The 19662-nt window shown below is 34.6% G+C and carries 18 protein-coding genes and 1 pseudogene; 5 read left to right on the forward strand and 14 right to left on the reverse strand.

Translation table 11 applies throughout. From position 1 onward, the window contains the following. Nucleotides 1-76 precede the first annotated feature (76 nt). From NSS71_RS19240 to NSS71_RS19265, 6 genes are all read right to left on the reverse strand, one after another. Nucleotides 77-1606: a type I restriction-modification system subunit M gene (locus tag NSS71_RS19240; protein WP_341151936.1), complete on the reverse strand. Its 1530-nt coding sequence runs from the start codon at nucleotides 1604-1606 to the stop codon at nucleotides 77-79. Beyond that, complete coding sequence (locus NSS71_RS19245) at nucleotides 1603-2199, reverse strand: restriction endonuclease subunit S (protein ID WP_341151937.1); 597 nt, start codon at nucleotides 2197-2199, stop codon at nucleotides 1603-1605. The genes NSS71_RS19240 and NSS71_RS19245 overlap by 4 nt, the downstream gene beginning before the upstream one ends. Nucleotides 2200-2333: 134 nt before the next feature. Next, entirely contained in the window at nucleotides 2334-3464 is a 1131-nt protein-coding gene (locus tag NSS71_RS19250) for a hypothetical protein (protein WP_341151938.1), read from the reverse strand. A gap of 518 nt (nucleotides 3465-3982) precedes the next feature. Then, the gene (locus tag NSS71_RS19255) at nucleotides 3983-4282 is read right to left on the reverse strand and encodes a helix-turn-helix domain-containing protein (RefSeq protein ID WP_341151939.1); all 300 of its coding nucleotides are present in this window, start codon (nucleotides 4280-4282) and stop codon (nucleotides 3983-3985) included. Between the two features lie 201 nt (nucleotides 4283-4483). Continuing rightward, on the reverse strand, nucleotides 4484-5878 hold the full coding sequence (locus NSS71_RS19260) for a DUF2971 domain-containing protein (protein ID WP_341151940.1): 1395 nt from the start codon (nucleotides 5876-5878) through the stop codon (nucleotides 4484-4486). Nucleotides 5879-6161: 283 nt separating this feature from the next. Further along, nucleotides 6162-7151, reverse strand: a complete 990-nt coding sequence (locus tag NSS71_RS19265; protein ID WP_341151941.1) for a phage/plasmid replication domain-containing protein — start codon at nucleotides 7149-7151, stop codon at nucleotides 6162-6164. Between the two features lie 547 nt (nucleotides 7152-7698). Between NSS71_RS19265 and NSS71_RS19270 the strand changes: the two genes are divergently transcribed. The 5 genes and pseudogenes from NSS71_RS19270 to NSS71_RS19290 all read left to right on the forward strand — a co-directional run. Beyond that, complete coding sequence (locus tag NSS71_RS19270) at nucleotides 7699-7872, forward strand: hypothetical protein (protein WP_341151942.1); 174 nt, start codon at nucleotides 7699-7701, stop codon at nucleotides 7870-7872. Beyond that, nucleotides 7873-9054: a recombinase family protein gene (locus NSS71_RS19275; protein WP_341151943.1), complete on the forward strand. Its 1182-nt coding sequence runs from the start codon at nucleotides 7873-7875 to the stop codon at nucleotides 9052-9054. Nucleotides 9055-9062: 8 nt separating this feature from the next. After that, nucleotides 9063-9344 carry a hypothetical protein gene (locus tag NSS71_RS19280; RefSeq protein ID WP_341151944.1) on the forward strand — a complete coding sequence of 94 codons (282 nt, stop codon included), beginning with the start codon at nucleotides 9063-9065 and terminating at the stop codon, nucleotides 9342-9344. 66 nt (nucleotides 9345-9410) lie between these two features. Next, nucleotides 9411-9884 carry a recombinase family protein gene (locus tag NSS71_RS19285; RefSeq protein ID WP_341151945.1) on the forward strand — a complete coding sequence of 158 codons (474 nt, stop codon included), beginning with the start codon at nucleotides 9411-9413 and terminating at the stop codon, nucleotides 9882-9884. 63 nt (nucleotides 9885-9947) lie between these two features. Then, nucleotides 9948-10463, forward strand: a pseudogene (locus tag NSS71_RS19290) (recombinase family protein); the annotation flags it as partial. A 603-nt stretch (nucleotides 10464-11066) separates the two neighbouring features. Here the strand turns inward: NSS71_RS19290 and rlmH are convergent. The 8 genes from rlmH to yycF form a co-directional block, all read right to left on the reverse strand. Next, nucleotides 11067-11546: a 23S rRNA (pseudouridine(1915)-N(3))-methyltransferase RlmH gene (gene rlmH / locus NSS71_RS19295; RefSeq protein WP_095321884.1), complete on the reverse strand. Its 480-nt coding sequence runs from the start codon at nucleotides 11544-11546 to the stop codon at nucleotides 11067-11069. 80 nt (nucleotides 11547-11626) lie between these two features. Next, entirely contained in the window at nucleotides 11627-11788 is a 162-nt protein-coding gene (locus NSS71_RS19300) for a CxxH/CxxC protein (RefSeq protein WP_016201499.1), read from the reverse strand. Nucleotides 11789-12095: 307 nt separating this feature from the next. Beyond that, a complete protein-coding gene (locus NSS71_RS19305; RefSeq protein WP_251687766.1) occupies nucleotides 12096-13307 on the reverse strand; it encodes a S1C family serine protease in 1212 nt (403 codons plus the stop codon). Nucleotides 13308-13495: 188 nt separating this feature from the next. Continuing rightward, on the reverse strand, nucleotides 13496-14284 hold the full coding sequence (locus NSS71_RS19310; RefSeq protein ID WP_047941022.1) for an MBL fold metallo-hydrolase: 789 nt from the start codon (nucleotides 14282-14284) through the stop codon (nucleotides 13496-13498). A gap of 6 nt (nucleotides 14285-14290) precedes the next feature. After that, a complete protein-coding gene (locus NSS71_RS19315) occupies nucleotides 14291-15091 on the reverse strand; it encodes a two-component system regulatory protein YycI (protein ID WP_061797248.1) in 801 nt (266 codons plus the stop codon). After that, the gene (locus tag NSS71_RS19320) at nucleotides 15078-16391 is read right to left on the reverse strand and encodes a YycH family regulatory protein (protein WP_341151946.1); all 1314 of its coding nucleotides are present in this window, start codon (nucleotides 16389-16391) and stop codon (nucleotides 15078-15080) included. Before NSS71_RS19320 ends, NSS71_RS19315 begins: the two co-directional genes overlap by 14 nt. Continuing rightward, nucleotides 16388-18217 carry a cell wall metabolism sensor histidine kinase WalK gene (walK, locus tag NSS71_RS19325; protein WP_047941025.1) on the reverse strand — a complete coding sequence of 610 codons (1830 nt, stop codon included), beginning with the start codon at nucleotides 18215-18217 and terminating at the stop codon, nucleotides 16388-16390. The genes NSS71_RS19320 and walK overlap by 4 nt, the downstream gene beginning before the upstream one ends. 8 nt (nucleotides 18218-18225) lie before the next feature. Then, nucleotides 18226-18936 carry a response regulator YycF gene (gene yycF / locus NSS71_RS19330; protein ID WP_047941026.1) on the reverse strand — a complete coding sequence of 237 codons (711 nt, stop codon included), beginning with the start codon at nucleotides 18934-18936 and terminating at the stop codon, nucleotides 18226-18228. Between the last annotated feature and the right edge of the window lie 726 nt (nucleotides 18937-19662).

The raw sequence follows: 19662 nt of genomic DNA on the forward strand, positions 1-19662 counted from the left end.
TCCACCCCTATTCCTTCTATTTCAAAAGACTTTCAACCATTCTTCTCGCTTAGGAAAAATGGTCGTGTCCTTATGATTAAAGCCCTAACTCCTTTAAATACTTTTCCATCTCTGCTTCCACTTCTTGTAGTTCTTGTTTAATGTTTGCTATATTCTCTTTCACAGCATCCATATCAACAGGCTCTTCTTCTTCAAATGTGTCTACGTAGCGAGGAATGTTTAAGTTATAGTCGTTTTCTTTTATTTCATCTACAGTGGCAACATATGAGTATTTATCAATCGTTTCTCGTTTTTCATATGTGTCTACTATTTTGGCGATGTCTTGTTCTCTTAACTGATTTTGATTTTTCCCTTTTTCGTAGTTCCCTTCTCCAGATGCATCAATGAAAAGAACATCTTTACGAGTACGATTCTTCTTAAACACAAGAATACACGCAGGAATTCCTGTTCCATAGAACAGCCCTTCTGGTAAACCAATCACCGCATCCAGCAAATTCATTTCTATTATTTGCTGACGAATTTTGCCTTCACTTGCTCCTCGGAAAAGAACACCATGCGGAAGGATTGTTGCCATACGACCGTTTTCCGCTAAAGAATAGAGCATATGCTGAACGAAGGCATAATCACCTTTTGATGATGGTGGAACGCCCCACTCAAAACGTCGATATGGATCTAAACTCGCTTCCATTTTAAACTTGCTGTCATTTGTTCCTTCACCTGCAAAGCCCATCGCCCACTTGTCGAGAGAGAATGGTGGGTTTGCTACAATCGCTTGGAACTTCATTAGCTTTCCTTCTTCTAAATGCAGTGGATTTGCTAAAGTATCTCCCCATTCAATTTTCGCATCATCAATACCATGCAAATACATATTCATTAATGCTAAAGAATGAGTTGCTCCGTTACGCTCTTGACCATAAATTGCTACCTTTTTGTTAGGTACTTGATTAGCTACACGAATAAGAAGTGATCCCGATCCACAAGTTGGATCGTAAATACGGTCATTTTCTTGTGGTTTTACAAGTCGTGCTAACAATTCAGAAGCCATTGACGGCGTGTAAAATTCTCCGCCCTTTTTCCCCGCATCAGAAGCGAAACGTTCAATCATATACTGATAAGCGTCACCAATGACATCTTCACTTCCTACAACAGACGGTTTTAACGTCAGCTTATTAAAATCTTCTAATAAAGATCGAAGCATCGCATTTCGTTCTTTCGCCTTACCAAGAATGGCTTCACTGTTAAAGTCAATGTTACGGAAAACACCACGAAGCTTCCCTGTATTTTCGTTTTCCAGTCGTTCTAATGCTTTGTTAATAATTTCACCGATTTCTGCATCATTACGTTTGCTGTACAAGTAATCAAAAGTAGACTGTTCATCTAAAACAAAACGCTCTCTTGATAACGCACGTTGAATACGTTGTTCATCACCATCATAACGTTTCGTATACTCTTCCAAATGCTCTTTATAAGCATCACTTAAGTACTTAATAAACAGCATCGTAAGAATATAATCCTTGTATGTACTGGAATCGACTTTTCCTCTAAATGTATCGGCCGCTTGCCATAAAACACTGTTAATTTGGTCTTTTGTTACTTTTTCGCTCATGATAATTCCTCCTTTAGTTCACCTTTTATCATTTTCTTTGTTAATGCCATGAACAACTTTTCCTTTTCCTCAATCAGTTGTAAATACAATGTTTTTTCCCGTTGATGTAGATGATAGAGATTAATGATTACCTGTTGTTTAGATAGAGGAATTTCTTCTATTGGAATTGTACTTAATGCTGTTTTATTTGTACTTGGAATACGAGAACCCGCTTGCGAACGTTCTAACTCCTTTTTAACCTCACCAGTATTCAAGTACCAGGCTACATACTCTGGTAAAAACTTAATTGGATTAACGGTAATAATGGCAAAGTATGATGGAACCAATAAGCCCGTCATTGCTTCGTTAATATAAATGGCGGTATGCGGATAACTTAATCTTATTAAAACGTCACCGTTTTCTGTAAAATGGGAAGGATTTAGCATGTCATTACTTTGAAACACTTCAAACGGCTCATCATTCAATATTCCGTTGTCAGTAACGTTTTTTAATGTAATTAGTCGATAAGTAGCTTTCACATCTGTTGAAAGCTCAGCCTTTTTTCTCGTTAACACCATTCCTGTTTTAATTTCAGCTATATCACCAAGTAACATGTTACACCTCCATCCACTTTTGTTAAATACAATATTTAAAAATATGTTAAATAAACTATATAACAATATGGAAATTAAATCAACAAATAATCAAAAAAAAGAACCTTGTGTAATTTACACAAAGTTCTCTTCTTCTAATAACGATATATAAAGTAATCTGCAACTTCTTCTTGCCGTATTCTGTAACTTTCCTCGGTTTCGAAAGTTTCTTCTTTCATGAAATCTTCAATGAGCCTGTTTGACGAATAATCCAATCTTGTTAAAATTGCAGATTGAATGGTTTCTGTACTATTTTCTTCCTGTTCACGTATAACCTTTATATCATTTCTGCCATAGAAGTATGGACTAAAGAATTGAATGAATCGCTCAAATATCTCAGCGATTTGTTCAAATGTTTCTTCATATGTTTGCAATGGTTGAAAATAAACACCGATTCTTCGATTTTCAAAACAAATATGCGGATGTACTTTTTGTCGAATGGTTTGCTCCACCTTCTTAAATTCATCATATTCCTTTTCTCTCGATGAATCGAAATACAATTCTACAAATGCCAATGATTTTGCATTTTTTGCTGAACAGCGATAAGAGATGTTACTTCGACCAGATCCAATCGTAAGCACATGATCATAGAGGTTCGCTTTTTTCCGATAATGAAAGTTTAAAAAGTAAGGCATTCTCTTTTTCAATACCTCTAATAGCGCCTTTTTTATATCATCTGGTCGGGAGAAATCGTAAGTTGGAGGTTCTATCGCCACACCTCCGCAATGGGTTGGATGCAAATTTTTCAGTTTATATTCCACATGCAAAAGATTACTTATGTCATTTAGAACATCCATCTTGTTATAAACATCCAGTTTGTACAGTTGATTTAAACTATGCAGTTTTTTCATTGCTTCTTCAGAAATAGTCAGTGCGTAAAAGTCGATGTACTGCTTATTGTGTTTTAACATCCAATCATCTAAATCTTCTAATAACGATATGTCGAAAGAACGGGCTACCCAAATAATTACGGATTCAGGGTATCTAATCATCATGGATTTTATTCGACCCAGATATTTTTTATTGGCTTTAGTCAATTGAATCTCCATGTAAATGCCCAATTTCCGTATAATGCTTACTGCTGATAAGTCAATATTGTTATTTGCATGCCTTTGTTCTAACACGATATTCGATAGTTCAAAATCTAATAATTCCTTCCGGCCTTTGTATTGGTCTTTTAAGTAAATGGCGAAAATAGCTTCCTTATTGCTTCCTTTTTTACTCATTTCTACACTCCTTCTATTATCAACGAATTTTTTTGTCATTTATTTTTTACAAAGAAAAAGCACCTACCATTTCTTCTCTGGTAAGTGCTGAATTTTTTCGTATATACTTTTCGAAGGTGATAAGTAATCGTCTCATTTCCCATCCAACCCTTTCATTTTTATCAGATTATAAAAGAGAATGTTCGTAATTGTCAAACAGGTTTGGTAGTAATATATCAAGTATGTATCAATAGCATATGTTATCTATAAACTTTATATATATTTTACAATAATTCTTGTTGTTATTGTCCTAACCGAATATAACCACGATATTAAATCTATATATACCTTATACATATATCATATGTACAACGGAAACCATTATTGGCTCCGTTTTTGATGAATCACAATTCTTTCAATTCAACAATCAATTCACCAATTCTCTTCAGGGCATCTAACAATTGTTCAACTGATGTTGATTCTACCTCTAATGCCTCTTGTAAAATGTCTAATAACACTTCTTTTTGATCTGCAGTTAACTAGTTGCCACCAAACTCTATTTCATTGGTAAAGAACATTTCTTCCAATGAAAGTGGTTCATTTGTATCCTTTGCATCCAATCCAACCAGAACGTTTACGTCTACGTCGAGTCCTTCTGCAATGTGTTGAAGTACCGAGAATGTAGGTGTCTTTCGTTCACCACGCTCAAGTCTGTTTAAATAGGAAGGCGTAACGTTACTTCGTTCTGCTAATTGTTGCAATGAATAACCTTTTGATAACCGAAGCTTTTTCAGCAACTTTGCAAAATCATCATTTAATTGTTTTCTACCTTTTCCCATTTCTATCTACTCCTTTGACTTTTTCCATCAGGAAATCCTTATTTATGATCAGAAGATCTTTATCATTATAGATTGGGAAAAGGGTTTGATAACTTCATTTTAGGTAGTAGATTAAGAATTTGTACACTCAAATTAAAAAGAAGTAGAGTGAATATAATTCGCCCAACTTCTTTTTAACGCATATTTTTCCACCTGATAAAGTCATAATTTTATAGATAGAATTTTTCTCGTATCCATTTCCTGTTTTATATTTGAATATGCCATTTCGTAAAAGTCAAACTGTTTTCTACCTTCTTTTTTACACTTCTCAGTTACTATTTCTATAATCTTTATTCTATCTTCTTTTGGTGTGTTAATTCCAAATATAATAGCTTCTAAGTCTTCGAAATTGTATTCAAGCAGTCTATCTTTTGATTCACTGAACATTTCAAGAACACTACTCAAGATTATACGATATTCCCTCTCATGTGACCAAGCAGGTAACTTCTTCAAATAAGCTGTTTCGAAGGACTCCCAGTGTCTATTCCTCCATTCTTCTTTATTTGAAAACAAATGTTCACTACAAATACTTCGCTCCCCTTTTTCATTTGTATACCATTGTCTTTCTAAATGACCGACTGGTAGTCTTCCAATATTTCTAAAGAAGTCTAATTCATCAAATTCATTAGAATAAACCATTTTTTTTAATTGAAATTCTACTGTTCCATATGTATTCCCTGATGATGAAAATCCTGTAATTGTTTTTAATTTTAGTGTAGGTTTTTCTTCGTCTTTTATTTTGTACTTTAAACAAACTCCCCTATGATTATCCCCATAAGTTCCCCAAATAGAAGTATTTGTACAATTATCCATAAAGCAAGCTATGTACGCTTCTGGATAAGTTAAGGCTTTTATCGCTTCTATATACATTTGTGGAAATTCAACATATATATTTTGCATTTTAATTGAACTATTTAATTTAATGATATGTTGAAAATCCATCTCTTTCATTACTTCATGCACTGCTTTCATTAAATGTTCATACATTTCTTGACCGTCAGGTAACTCACTCATTTTTCCCCAAATCGTAAAGAAAGCATCTGCCTGATCATTTTCACTTTTTAAATCATTAATATCTTCTGATGTTGGTATTAATCCATGTTTAGCATCTACTTCAAAAACAGCATTTAATGCGTGTCTTAATAAGAATTTTAAGTGAACATACAGCTCTTCCGAGTAAATTTTGTATGGATTATTGATGATAAAACTTAGATAGGATTGAACAAAACGATTGGAAAAGAATACTTCGTAGATTTCTTGAATACGATCCCTATATAAATCTGTTGGCAAATTTTCTAAACTTTTATATATTGGAATGTCGTCTTTTGTTATCTGTTCATTTTCTTCAGTTAATCTTGCAATTGTAACTACATGCTCCAAGCATAAAAGATAATGTTTTAACAAATTTCTCCATACAATTTCGTCTCCCTGCCAGAAATATCGACGCATTCCTTCCATTGGATCATTTAGTTGTTCAGGGTGTGCAAAGTATATTTGCTGTTTTTGTAACTCTTGAAATTCTCCGATTAAGTTTGACACAGTTCTAAACCTATACATCACCATCAGCCTTTCATTCACTTCTTAAAGTTAATCAATTATTATTGTTTTAACTATTATTTCTTCCATTGTATTGAAATTAAATGTTTTGATTTTTAAATAAAAAGAACCACCCGAAGCCTGGTAAGCGGAGTGGTTCTAACATGGATCTACTTATTGCCGAACCGAACTTCAAGTTCAGTTATGGTACACGATACTCACAATATCGTGCTTATCATTATTATAACCATTATTAACCATATATCAACTGTATTTCTATTCAAATTTTAATATCTTAACTTATTTACCATAAAAATTTATCGAGGGGATTGCTTAGAGTATTTGGTGCTTTTGGGTAGTTTTTTGGAATGGGGATTGGATTGATGCCAAGTTGACTCAACATTTCCAGACGGTTTCGAAATGTGGCTTTTGTCATGGATTTTAATGGGGTATCTATACTGTGAGAAGAAACTTGTTTTAAAAATTCAATCAGTTTATTTTTATTGGAATCAGAGAGGGAGGAGTTACGTATACGTTTTCTTGCTTCCTCTATCTTATAAAATTCTCCAGGATGGTAAATGGGGGACATATATTTGCGGAAATAATTTCGATAAACATCTTCTTTCATATATTCCTTTAATTTCTTCGGTCGATAATTCCCTTTGTCCTGTCGAGCCATATAATTAATATGATCTTGTAGAATTCGTACTTCAAACCTTAGTACGTTTTTTTCATACTCTTGTATCTCTTCTTTTTTAAATAATCGTTCTTCTTCTTTTGAATAAACTACAGCTTGTACCGATTTTGACGAATGGTAAACAGTCGTTTCATATTTTTGAAAAACACCTTCTGCATCAAGCTTACCTATATACTTTTTTTGATACCTATGTGATTTAGTAAGCTTCTGATACAAGTGGAGCAGTATATCTCTGTGGAGTTTTTCCTCTACAACCACATCGTATCGGTAATCAATTCTTTGCAGAATATGATGTTTGAAATGCAAAAAATGTTTAAAGAGAATCCAAAGAATATTCATTATCTCTTGTTCTAACGAAATATAGTTATCCTCCATAATGTCAGACTTACCAAGAAGGAGAATTGCATCTATGAACATATATAACTTCCACTGTCCATTGCCTTTATTTGAAATCTGAAGCGTACCCCCTTTAAACTTACCATCGTAGTAATTAGCAAAGTAGTCATTCAGTTGAGTGTAAATAATATTAAACCTTTTTTGCAAGTCCATAACTTCATAGTATTCAATGGGGAAATACAGCTTGATTGTATGGATCATTTATACCACCTCCAGATTGACCTTGGGAGGCTGGAAATCTTTATACATCAAGGGTTTATTGTTATATTTTTGCTCCCAGCCCCACTATATTTATCCTTCATTGCCCCCAAAATTAGATGGGCTATTGACAATATAAAGGAAAAGTCAAGTTGATATAAATAGGTTTTGTGTTCGAGGTGGTTCGAGGTATTGGTTCTAAAAAATGTTGCAACATTCAATTAACTATTGACATAAGGCAAAATATTTTTTATTATAGTTTATAGAAATTTTTATATAACATATTTTGATAGATTATAGACTGTTTTACTTAGATACATGAACAATCCAATAGGTATATTTGTTTCAAGGGGGATTTTGCCCTCTTGCTTAACTACTTATTGCGTTTTTTTGTATATCTAAGTAAAGCAGTCTTTTTTGTTGTTTTAGATGCATTCTGGCTTCTTTTCGGAACATATTCCCTCGTTTTTTTACATAGGTTATTGACTCATTCCTCATGTCATTAACCTTAAATAACCTCAAAAATCCACTACGAAAGGAAGATCCCCCAATGAAAGAATCCCCTACTTTAAATCTTAATGAAGAAATTGAAGAACAATTATTGATTGGACCTGAGCTGGAAAAATATAATGCTCGAAAGTTTCTTAACTTACTGTCCGATCTGATTGTCAAATATGAATCTACTATATACGACAAATTTAAGGAAAACAGATTAGGAGCGTGATTGATTTATCGTGCTGTTGGTTATGTTCGAGTAAGTACCGATAAACAATTAGACAATACTATTGCAAAACAAAAAGAGGAAATTGAAAAATATTGCAAAAATAATGATTTATCCCTCGTTCGCATCTTCGATGAAGGAGCAAAATCGGCTGAATCATTTAAAAATCGACCTGAGTTTAAAGAGTTATACTCATTTGTTCTTGATAAACAAAATGGAATAGATTACGTTGTCGTTTATGATTCAGACCGTATATCGAGGGACAATTTAGAATCCTTATATATTTATAAGCGACTAACGCAAGCCGAAAAACATCTTATTTGTATAGCTGACAATATTGATACAAGAGATCCAAGAGCAAAAATACTTTATCAAATCATGTCATTAGTTGCTGAATTAGAAAGAGATATGATCATATTCCGAACAAACTCTGGTATGGAGAAAAGAGCCTCTGAAGGAGAATTTAATGGAGGCATTATTTATGGATATGCATCGAAGAATAAGAAGCTTAAAATTGTCCCTGAAGAAGCAAAGGTCGTAAATTATATTTTTGAAAAGTATGCAATTGACCAGTGGGGTTATAAAAAGATCGCTTCTAACTTAAACACTTTGGGTGTCACTACAAAGAAAAATAATTTTTGGTCAATTACTTCCGTAAAAACGATACTAAGCAATCCCGTCTATATTGGAAAAATGAAATGGCGTGGTGAACTGAGAGATGGAAAGCATGCCCCCATTGTTGACCTAAAGTTATGGAAGAAAACACAAGAAATATTGAAAGTAAGCAGTTTTATACAAGAGAAAGTTCATCCTGGAAGCTTCCCCCTATCGGGTTTACTAAAATGCCCAGAATGTGGCTCAGCCATGGTACAAGGAAATAGCAGTCCAAAATACAAATACTATCAATGTTCAAGAAACAAAAACAGCGGTAGGAAGGCGTGTTCCTCAAACCTTGTAAAAAAGGATTATGCTGAAGAGCATGTATTCAACCAAGTGTTTATAGCGTTACAAAAATACAACATTATAGAACCTATAACCAGTATGCTACACGCATACGCCATGAGTGAAATAGAGCCATTGGAAATGAAATTAAAGACGTATGAAGTCGAGTTAGATGAATTAAAAACAAAGAGAAAAGAACTTATAAATTGGAAGTTGAAAGATATTATTTCAGAAGCGATTTGAAAGAGGAAATGGTAGATTTACAAGAGGAAGAGAAAACGATTTTAAGTCGAATTGAAAATTTACAGCACCTCATTAAACTCAGAAATAAAACCTTTTTAGCTGATATTATTTCAACTTCACTACACGATTTAAAAGCCTTTTTCGATATGATTGAAGATGATGACAAAAAGGAATTGCTTCGTTCTCTCATTGAAGAAATTCATGGAAATCCAGGGAAGACTACTAAGGATAGAACTATAAAAGAAATCATCTATAAATTTGATTTAAAATATTTGAATCAATTGAACTAAGAGAAGGGGAACATCCCTTCTCTTTTTTGTGTTTCATATTAAAATTACAAGGAAGGGAGGATTTTTATGCATGAAATAAAACGAGTTGCTATTTATTGTCGTGTCAGCACTGAAGAACAAGCAACAGAGGGATATAGTATATCAGCCCAACTACAAACATTACGTCAATACACTCAATTGTATGGTTGGGAGATTGCAGAGGAATATGTAGATGAGGGAATAAGCGGAAAGAACATTAGCGGTCGCCCTGCTATGCAAAAACTTATTTCAGATGTTGAAAAGGATAAATTTCAAGCTGTTCTTGTTTGGAAGATCTCACGCCTATCACGAAATATGTTAGATACTCTCACTTTATTAGACAAATTCGAAGATTATGGAGTAAAATTCATCTCTTACTCTGAAAACTTTGATACAGGCAGTCCAATTGGTCGTTTAGTTGTTCAGCTAATGGCTTCCATTGCGGAAATGGAGCGTAACACATTAGCAGAGAATGTTAAATTGGGAATGAAACAGCGAGCATTAGAAGGTTCATGGAACTGAGGCGTTGTATTCGGTTATGACAATATTGAAAAAGAACTTGTAATTAATCAAAAAGAGGCAAAGATAGTGCAATTAATCTATCAGTTATACGCAAATGGTAAAGGTTTAAAGGCAATAGCAAACCACCTAAACAAAGCAGGATATCGTACTAAACGAAATCGCCTTTTCTCCATCAATGGTATTGCTCAAATCTTAGATAATATTACTTACAACGGTAAAATCAGTTGGCTAAAGGTAGAAAATTGGGATACAAAACGCAGGAGAGGTAAAAACCCTAATCCCATTATTGTCGAAGGACAGCATGAAGCCATTATTTCCGATGAATTATGGAGTATGGTTCAAGCAAGGCGGAAAAGCAAATCATTTAAACAAAGGCAATCCAATGAACCTTTTTTACTTAGCAGTCTTTTACGTTGCCCTGATTGTAGTCAAGGTATGGTTCCTGCAATTACAACACATAAACGAAAGGATGGAACAAAGAAGAAATATCGTTATTATGTTTGCTCTAACTTTCATAACAAAGGTTCATCAGCATGTAGAGCAAATTCAATAAAAGCTTATGAAGCAGAATGCGAAGTAATTAATAAGATTGAGAAGATCCTTTCCAACCAAAAACAGTTATTCTCTACACTTCAATCTATAAATTCTACTTCGATAGAATCTTTAAACCAACTCAGTAATGAATTGAAACAAGTAGAAAATCGCCTTTCTGAAATACAAGAGCTACAGAATCGTTACTTGGAAGCATTTGAGCGAAAGACCTTACCAATAGCAATCTTGCAAGAACGATTACAGCATGTCTCTAAAGAAAAAGCAGAGTTAGAACAAAGGCACAATGAAATCACTGGGCAATTAAGCTCGAACGATGCAAAAGTAATCCAACCAGAGCTTATCCAAAAGCTTTTAGACAAATTCCTTTTAGTCTATAAACAATCATCAAGAGAAAGACAAAAACATTTACTTCAACTCTTGCTTAACAAAATTACAGTAAAACACCCAATTGGGCAATCACGAATGGTCGATCAAGTTGAACTCGACTTTGACTTTTCAGAGGTCAATATTTCTAAGTCCTTTACACTTATCCACATGTTGTATCGAGAAACGGATAATGCAAATGGTTTTCCACAGCCAATACCCGCTTCCGACAACAAAATACCACCTTATTTACATCATTTTTTGCCTCTATTTATGGTACGGTTCTCCCCTCATAATCCGAAAAGCCCGATAAACCTGCTCCACCAAAATCAACCTCATCAGTTGATGGGGAAATGTCATCTTGCTAAACGACAACTTGTCATCTGCTCGTCTTAACACTTCATCGCTTAATCCCAACGATCCGCCAATAATAAATGTCACTTTGCTCTTCCCATATGTACCTAACTTATCGAGTGTGTCGGCTAACTCCTCGGATGACTTTTGCTTGCCATCTATCGCAAGTGCAATAACGTGTGCATCAGCTGGAACTTTGGCAAGGATTCTTTCTCCTTCTTTTTTCTTCACTTGCAGCATCTCGGCATCGCTTAAGATTTCGGGTGCCTTTTCGTCTGGCACTTCTATAATTTCTATTTTAGAATAGCTTGAAAGTCTTTTTGTATATTCTTCGATTCCAAGCTTTAAATATTTTTCTTTTAACTTTCCTACTGTAATAATTGAGATATTCACATGCTTTCCTCACTTTACAAACAAGATATCCACAATACTTATCCACATATCCACATTTTTAATCCACATATAGTATGGAATCACTTGTTCGCCACCATATATATGGCATTATTTTTACAATATTCACAGGTTGTTGATAACTTTTCTTCTTCTGAAATTTGTTCTAAAATCGGAAAGGTTTCATACTCATTTACAACGGAATCTATTGCTATATCAACGTGTTCAGCACAACTATAAATCATATCTTCTTCTCCTTTTACCTCTTGCTGTTTTCATTTTTCTATAAATAATTGTGGATAATATTTCTTCTTGACCTTATTATTAGTTATCCACATTCCATCTTATCATTCTACCTAAAAACTGCAACTACTCTAATGAAATTCCTCAGCCTTTTTCGATAAAACCTTATCCACAAGCATTTTATTATTTTTTACAGAAACTATTTTCGCTCCATTACATCTATTCAGCAATAGTATCTCCATTCAAAAAATACATACACATAAAAAAAGTAGAGCGATACCTAAATAAGGCTTCGCTCTACTTCCTTAACTACATTTCTTCCTCTGATAACGTAAGCTCTGTTGTTTCTAGCTTACCGTTTCGATAATATTTCACTTCCATTTTATCGCCGATTTTCTTCTCCGTATATAAATGCTTTCTTAATGCAATTAAATCGATTATTTCTTCCCCATCTAGTTCTACGATAACATCTAGCTCTTTTAATCCTGCTTTTTGTGCTGGAGAATTTGGTGATACATCTTTTATCGCAACACCTGTTGTAACATCATTCGGTAATTTCAAAGCTTCCTGCTGATAATAGCCTGGAATATCACTAACAGATTGTAGTTCTACCCCCATATAAGGCCGCTGCACTTCTCCATGTTGTTCTAAATCCTCAATAATTGGAATCGCTGAGTTAATCGGAATCGCAAGTCCAATTCCCTCTACCGCAGATTCAGCAATCTTCATGCTATTAATACCAATAAGCTGTCCTTCGATATTAACCAGTGCACCACCACTATTTCCTGGATTAATCGCTGCATCTGTTTGAATAACTTCTGATTGCCAATCAGGTGTCCCATCTTCATTTATATCGACAGGGATGGTCCGCTGTAAGCCAGATATGATTCCTTGCGTGACAGAACCAGAAAACGTTAATCCAAGAGGATTCCCAATTGCAATGACTGGTTCACCTGCCTTTAAGCTATCAGAATTGCCGAACTCTGCTACTTTTGTTATCTCTTTTGCAGCTACTTCGACTACTGCTAAATCGGTCCAAATATCAGCACCTATTAGCTTAGCGTTAATTTTTTTTCCATCTGATAACGTGACCTCAAGTTCCGTTGCTCCTTGGACTACATGATTATTTGTGACAATAAATGCTTTGCCCCCACTTTTCTTATATATAACTCCAGAACCTGTGCCCGCTTCTTGGGCTGTTGTTTCATCTGCCCAGAAATTAGAGGACTGCAGATTGGTAATTCCGACAACTGAGTCCGCTGCTTTATCCACTGCCTTTGTAATATCCGTTTCCACGTTCAATGAAATATTCTGTGTTTTTATCCCATCAGAATTAGTTACGATTTGCTCATTTTCATTTCCATTCTGAAAAATCGCTAAGTCCGTCAAGCGGGGGCTTAATAATAATACTAGTAATGCTCCTATCACCGCACCTATAAATCCAGAGAAGAAATAGCCTCTTCTTGAGCCTCTCTTTGGCCCATCTCCCCGATTACCGTAATCATACTCCACAAGCTTCATTCCTTTCTAAAGACATAATCTAAAAATCATCCTTAACCTATATCCTTATTATTTTTCCTGTTTTTTAAAAAAACAAACGAAATACTTCAAGAAGTTTTCTCTCTATCATGCCCAAAAGCCTTCCTGCCATACTTTTATTTCTCTAGTAAAAAAAGCGAATATCTAACTATCCGCTTTTTTCGATCCTGCTATATAGCCATTAGCTTTGTCGGTATCCTTGGATCGGTATCAAATAAATGAACCTGTTCCCCCAAACCAACGCCACGGCTTTCTAATGTCTGTCCAACTGACATCCTTGCTAGATCCTTCATATTATTATCTAAGCTTAAGTGCGCAAGGTATATATGCTTTGTACGATCTCCAATCACTTCACTCATGGCTATCGCAGCATCCTCGTTACAGACATGTCCCACATCACTTAAGATACGTCTTTTAATATTCCATGGATATTTTCCCATCCGCAGCATCTGCACATCATGATTGCTTTCAAATACATACGAATCTGCATTGGAAATAATTCCTTTCATTCGATCACTTACGTACCCAGTATCTGTGATAAGAACGAGCTTTTTCTCCCCTTCATGAAATACATAAAACATTGGCTCTGCCGCATCATGAGATACGCCAAAGGATTCAATGGATACATTGCCGAATGTCTTTACGGTTTCCATATCAAAATGAAATTTCTGCTCGACTGGAATTTCCCCAATGAGTGGATCCATTGCTTTCCATGTTTTTTCATTCGCATAGATCGGCAGTTTATACTTTCTTGCAACAATACCTACCCCTTTAATATGGTCGCTATGCTCATGTGTTACTAATATGCCTGTTAGATCACTCATTTTTCGTTCAATGCCTTGAAATAAGCCTTCCATTTGCTTTCCGCTTAATCCGGCATCCACTAAAAAGGAATGTTCTCCTGATTCAACAAAAATGGCATTTCCTGTACTGCCACTTGCGAGAACACTAAACCGCATTTTCTCTCACTCCACTTTCATTTCCTCTGTTTCTGGCTGAATAACTTGTCCATCTAGGGCGTTCACATAAAAATCTTCTTCGTTCACTGTTACTTTCCAAGTTGGTGCAAGCAGCTGTGCCGAAGTATCAAGCTGTGTATAATACCCTAGTTCTATATGACTTACATATGAACCACTTTCAATGAAATTATTTTTAAATAAGTTAAGAATAGCATCAGGCGGCTGCATAATGACCTCTTCTTTATCCATTTCTTTAATGTTTTCTAAATACGTCTGATTATAAGAAACAATTTTATTTTCTTCATTGACATTAAAGGTAAGCTCCGCTTTAGGATTGCGATACAATGTTTTTCCTGCATGCTGCTGATAGTACTTTATCGTGTTCCCCTTCTTTTCCCAAAAGCGATACTCTGCACCGTTAAGTACGGAATTAAGCAGAAAATCAGTCAAATCATCGGGATCGAACTCTTTATCTATACTGATTGGTTTCTCTAGGACTGCTTGAAGATATATGCTATCTCTTACCGTAATTTCTTGACCGCTTAATAATCCCTTTTCCAACTTCTTGATCTCATCATCGGTAAATTTCTTCGATTTGGCAGATAAATATTGATCCTTCACATTATTCACTGGCAGTTTCTCTTTATCGTAATCAATTCCTAGCCGTGACAATGTGTGTGTTGGTGGTTCTGTTGGTAAATCATCGGCCCGCTGGTATTCCTTAATTTTTACATATTCATAAATTAAATAAACATCTAATAGTAAAAAGGCAATGATAAATATCGTCTTTATCTTACTCCAGTCCATCTAAGCTGCCCCCTGTTCCTTCCGAATATAGGGAATACCATTTATGATCATATTGGTAAAACCAAGTTGGCTGTAAAGAAACGATACTTTGCGAATCGACCTGCATATCGTATCCCAGTACGATCTTCTGGAGTTTTTCCATCTTCAGTTTTTTATTGCTTTTAAGATAATTTAGAACATCCTCTCCTGATGAGATTGTCTCTTTCGAAAAATCAAACGGAGTGGTTGTATTAATAATAATTAAATTACTCGTTAACAGACGCTTTGCCTTATTATCTTCCCAGTATAATCGAATATCGGACAACTCCGTATTTAGATTGAACACAGGCATCCCATTTGTATTGTATAAACGAAAGGTAACCTTTCTATCATCATCTCGTCCGACATAAAGATAGTTATTAATCCAGCCGCCACGTTCATTAATCAATTCGATACTATTATTTATTATATGGTTCTGAGTCATTTCATTCGAAATGCCTGCAGGTTTAAAGAAACTAACTATATGGGTATCTTTATATATTCGTAATAAACCTGAATCATCCGTATACTCTTCCCAATTTGTCAGAATTTCTTTTTGAGCAATACTTGGCTCTTCAAATAATGCTCTGCTCAAGCGGATAGATTCAATTTGTCTTGTAAAGTATTTATATTTATTTACTTCCTGCTTTCCATTAGGCAAGTAAATTAAATATTGATCATTAGGTTTATAAGAAAAATAAGTGGAGTACACTGACTTTTCCGCATAAACATTTTCTTTCAATTTATTAAGCTGCTCTATATAGGTTGTATTTATCGATGCTTCATATACTTTCTCTGTTTCTTTAGACAGAAAATAAACACTTCCATCCTTATAAGAAAACAAGATCGTATCAAAATCAAAGGAATTATCTTGATCAATTCTTAAAATTTCTTTATAAATACGAAAAGGAACTTGCCCTGGAAACCTTATTTCTAGACTATTATTCTGCTCTTCTAAAAAAGTGGCTATACTAGGAATGGTGGAAGATATATTACGGAAATTCCCATAATCAAATTCTTTCAATCTATTTAGAATATGGTCTACTTCCTCCTTGGAAATTGTACCATAATGCTGCCCATCGATGTGTTGGTAAATTTCATCAGGTTTTATTACTTCACTGACTTCCTTTTTAGCCCCTAATGCCTCTTGCTCCATAGTAGAACCACTAGTATCCATTGCATCAAACTCTCCACCTTGGTCTGTCCAAAGGAGATAATATAATAACACACTTAATGCTACCAGCAAGATTAAAATGCCACTTTTTACGTTCTCATATTTCATCCCCAATCATCCTCTTCAGATTGAATATACGGTAGGGTGAAAGATATTTTTGTTCCTTTTCCTTCTTTACTGGATGCCCAAATTCTTCCCCCATGTGCTTCTACCATTTCTTTCGCAATAGCAAGGCCTAGTCCTGTTCCGCCAAGCTTACGTGTTCTCGCCTTATCAACACGGTAGAAACGATCAAATATTTTATCAATATTTTCTTTTGGAATACCTACGCCATTATCCGATACACTTACGATAATTTGCTGTTCTTGCTCCTTTATAGAAAAAGTAATTTTCCCACCTTCAGGAGAGTATTTCAAGGCATTAGAAATTATATTATCAAGAACCTGTGTCAATTTATCTTCATCAATTTCCACAAATGCTGCTTTCTTAGGCAATTTTCTTATAAAAATAACATTTTGCTCTTTCGTCAATTCAAAACGATCAATAATGCGATTATAAAATACGATGAAATCAACAAGTTCTTTATTTAACTGATAATCACGACTATCTAATTTAGAAAGCTGTAATAAATCATTTACAAGGCGTATCATCCGTTCTGTTTCCGTTTGTGTGACATTAAGGAATTTCGGAGCTAATTCTTCATCTTTCCAAGCCCCATCATATAGAGCCTCTACATAACTGCGCATTGTCGTTAGCGGCGTACGCAATTCATGGGAAACATTCGCCACAAACTCTTTTCTTTCCATATCAATCTTTTCTTGTTCGGTAATATCGTGAAGAACCGTAATTAAACCATTCACAAACCCTGTTTCTTTTTGGATAACTGAAAAATTCGCCCGTAACACATATGGTTCATAATGTGTACTATAATCCAAAATAACCGATTCTCTTTCCTCGAGAAGTTCCTCAAATGTATACTTTCCATTAAGATCAAGAAGATTAACAATTGGTTCAGAAAGGACTGTTTCACGTGAAACATCCAGCATTTTTGCAGCTGGCTCATTAATAAGAATAATCCGTCCTTTTCTATCTGTCGCAATTACTCCGTCTGTCATATAGGCTAATACTGAAGATAGTTTTCTTCTTTCACTTTCTGTTGTAGCCTGTGACTCTTGAAGCTTCTTGGTCAAATTATTAAAAGTAATCGCCAGCTGGCCGATTTCATCAAATCCATACACTTTTACCTTTCGAGAGAAATTCCCCTTTGATAAGGCAAAGGCATGCTTTTGCATATCAGAGATTGGCTTGGTGATTGTTCTTGCTAACAGAACTCCCAAAATAGCGGTAACAACCAATGTAATAATGGTTCCTTTTTGGAAGATTTGATTAATCTTATCAATTTGTTTATACACATTCTCGATTTTCCCTACCAAATAAATGGCTCCGACTATTTCATCTCCATTCGTCTTTATAGGAGTAATCAGCTCATAGATTTTCTCGCCATTTTTCTGCTTGATCGGATTATCTGGCTGGGAAGAATTAGATAAAATTCGTCTTACCGAATAGTCGACCATTCTCTGGCCAACTAAATTTTGATTTTCCGGATCCGAAGTTCCGACTATAATTCCATTACTATTAACTACTCTAATTTCCTTAATATCAGAAGAATTATTATCACTCAAAATTCTTCTAATATCATCTTCTAACTTTGAATCCCCATTTTCGACGACTCTTTCCTTTACAAGCTGCTCTTCTAAATAAATCGATAAGATATTTACTTTCTCTTGAATCGATACTTTAAAACTATCCAATAAGGTTGTCTGTAAAGTCTTTACAAAATAGACTCCAATAATCTGAATAGAAATTAGAATAAGCAAAACAATTACTACCACAAGCTTCAAATGAATAGAACGAAAAAAACTCACTTTTTTCATTAATAGATTTACTCCTGCTCAGGATTTCTCAAGTAGTATCCAACGCCTCTTCTTGTCACAATCCAAGTTGGATGACTAGGATTATCTTCAATTTTTTCTCTTAACCTTCTTACTGTTACGTCTACTGTTCTTACATCTCCATAGTAGTCGTAACCCCATACAGTTTGAAGCAAGTGCTCTCTCGTCATAACTTGTCCGATATGTTTTGCTAAATAGTAAAGCAATTCAAATTCACGATGAGTCAGCTCAATCATTTCTCCCCTTTTCGATACGATATAAGCATCTGGGTGAATAATAAGGGAACCAACTTCAATTTCATTTGTTTCTTTCTCCTCTTCTGCAGCAGAAGAAACTTGCTGGTGTCTACGAAGATTTGCTTTAACACGTGCAATCAGCTCTCTCGTACTGAAAGGCTTTGTTACATAATCATCTGCCCCTAATTCCAGTCCTAACACCTTATCTATCTCAGAGTCCTTAGCCGTTAACATAATAATCGGCATCTCATATTTCTTTCTAACCTCACGACATACTTCCATTCCATCTCTTTGTGGCAGCATAATATCTAATAATACTAAATCCGGCTGAAGCTCTTCTACCTTCTCTAACGCCTCGTTGCCATCATAAGCACAATAAACTTCAAATCCTTCTTTCTTTAAATTAAATTGCAAAATATCCGCAATTGGTTTTTCATCATCTACAACTAGAATCTTTTTGTTCATTCTGCTATTCTCCTTATATCAAGTTTATCTATTGTTATTTCATTCTTTTATTGTTTACTTCTAATGTCTACTTTACCATTTTAAATTTATATAATCACTTTTTTTCTATTATTAGTTTATCCCGCTTTCATCTCCCTTTACCAAGAGAAACAAAAAATAGGTAGCAGGATGATAAAATTCTCCAAATAACTGCTATCCACTAAATAGCCCCAAATAAAAAAGACAGTGAAGCTTTTCATTAGCCCACTGAACATTCCTTCCATCCCCGAATAAAAAATCTCTCTATTTAAAGAGAGAATTGCTATTTTTCTTTATTAGTCTTTTATTCTTATGCACGGGAACTAAAAGCATACATCCATCATCAATACATACTAGGCTGTTATATGCCTTCTTTCTGCAGAAAATTAGTTAGAGCATTATTTTACAATAAAAAATACATAGGTAGATGGATAAATTATTGAAACCTTTTAGACGAGATAATCGTCTATATATATGAGTTTCATTTTCCCTTAATTTTGGCAAGGATATCCTTTTTGATAGAATGGATCCCTTGTCCTTTTTTTGTCTATAACATCCTCTACTTACTTTTTTCTAAATTAAATAATTCTCTTCTGTTTCTACTCCATTCACTTCATTATTTTATAAAGTTCCTAACAAAGAAGACATATACATTAACTTTATCATACTTTTATAAGGAAAAATGGTTTGCTATTATATTGTAATAAA

Origin of the sequence: Niallia sp. FSL W8-0951, assembly GCF_038006525.1 — a bacterium.
Taxonomy (GTDB): domain Bacteria; phylum Bacillota; class Bacilli; order Bacillales; family Cytobacillaceae; genus Niallia; species Niallia circulans.

Coding starts and splice junctions, on each gene's coding strand:
- NSS71_RS19240 (WP_341151936.1), bottom strand. CDS start 1,606: ATGAGCGAAAAAGTAACAAAAGACCAAATTAACAGTGTTTTATGGCAA.
- NSS71_RS19245 (WP_341151937.1), bottom strand. CDS start 2,199: ATGTTACTTGGTGATATAGCTGAAATTAAAACAGGAATGGTGTTAACG.
- NSS71_RS19250 (WP_341151938.1), bottom strand. CDS start 3,464: ATGAGTAAAAAAGGAAGCAATAAGGAAGCTATTTTCGCCATTTACTTA.
- NSS71_RS19255 (WP_341151939.1), bottom strand. CDS start 4,282: ATGGGAAAAGGTAGAAAACAATTAAATGATGATTTTGCAAAGTTGCTG.
- NSS71_RS19260 (WP_341151940.1), bottom strand. CDS start 5,878: ATGTATAGGTTTAGAACTGTGTCAAACTTAATCGGAGAATTTCAAGAG.
- NSS71_RS19265 (WP_341151941.1), bottom strand. CDS start 7,151: ATGATCCATACAATCAAGCTGTATTTCCCCATTGAATACTATGAAGTT.
- NSS71_RS19270 (WP_341151942.1), top strand. CDS start 7,699: ATGAAAGAATCCCCTACTTTAAATCTTAATGAAGAAATTGAAGAACAA.
- NSS71_RS19280 (WP_341151944.1), top strand. CDS start 9,063: ATGGTAGATTTACAAGAGGAAGAGAAAACGATTTTAAGTCGAATTGAA.
- NSS71_RS19285 (WP_341151945.1), top strand. CDS start 9,411: ATGCATGAAATAAAACGAGTTGCTATTTATTGTCGTGTCAGCACTGAA.
- NSS71_RS19300 (WP_016201499.1), bottom strand. CDS start 11,788: ATGATTTATAGTTGTGCTGAACACGTTGATATAGCAATAGATTCCGTT.
- NSS71_RS19305 (WP_251687766.1), bottom strand. CDS start 13,307: ATGAAGCTTGTGGAGTATGATTACGGTAATCGGGGAGATGGGCCAAAG.
- NSS71_RS19310 (WP_047941022.1), bottom strand. CDS start 14,284: ATGCGGTTTAGTGTTCTCGCAAGTGGCAGTACAGGAAATGCCATTTTT.
- NSS71_RS19315 (WP_061797248.1), bottom strand. CDS start 15,091: ATGGACTGGAGTAAGATAAAGACGATATTTATCATTGCCTTTTTACTA.
- NSS71_RS19320 (WP_341151946.1), bottom strand. CDS start 16,391: ATGAAATATGAGAACGTAAAAAGTGGCATTTTAATCTTGCTGGTAGCA.
- walK (WP_047941025.1), bottom strand. CDS start 18,217: ATGAAAAAAGTGAGTTTTTTTCGTTCTATTCATTTGAAGCTTGTGGTA.
- yycF (WP_047941026.1), bottom strand. CDS start 18,936: ATGAACAAAAAGATTCTAGTTGTAGATGATGAAAAACCAATTGCGGAT.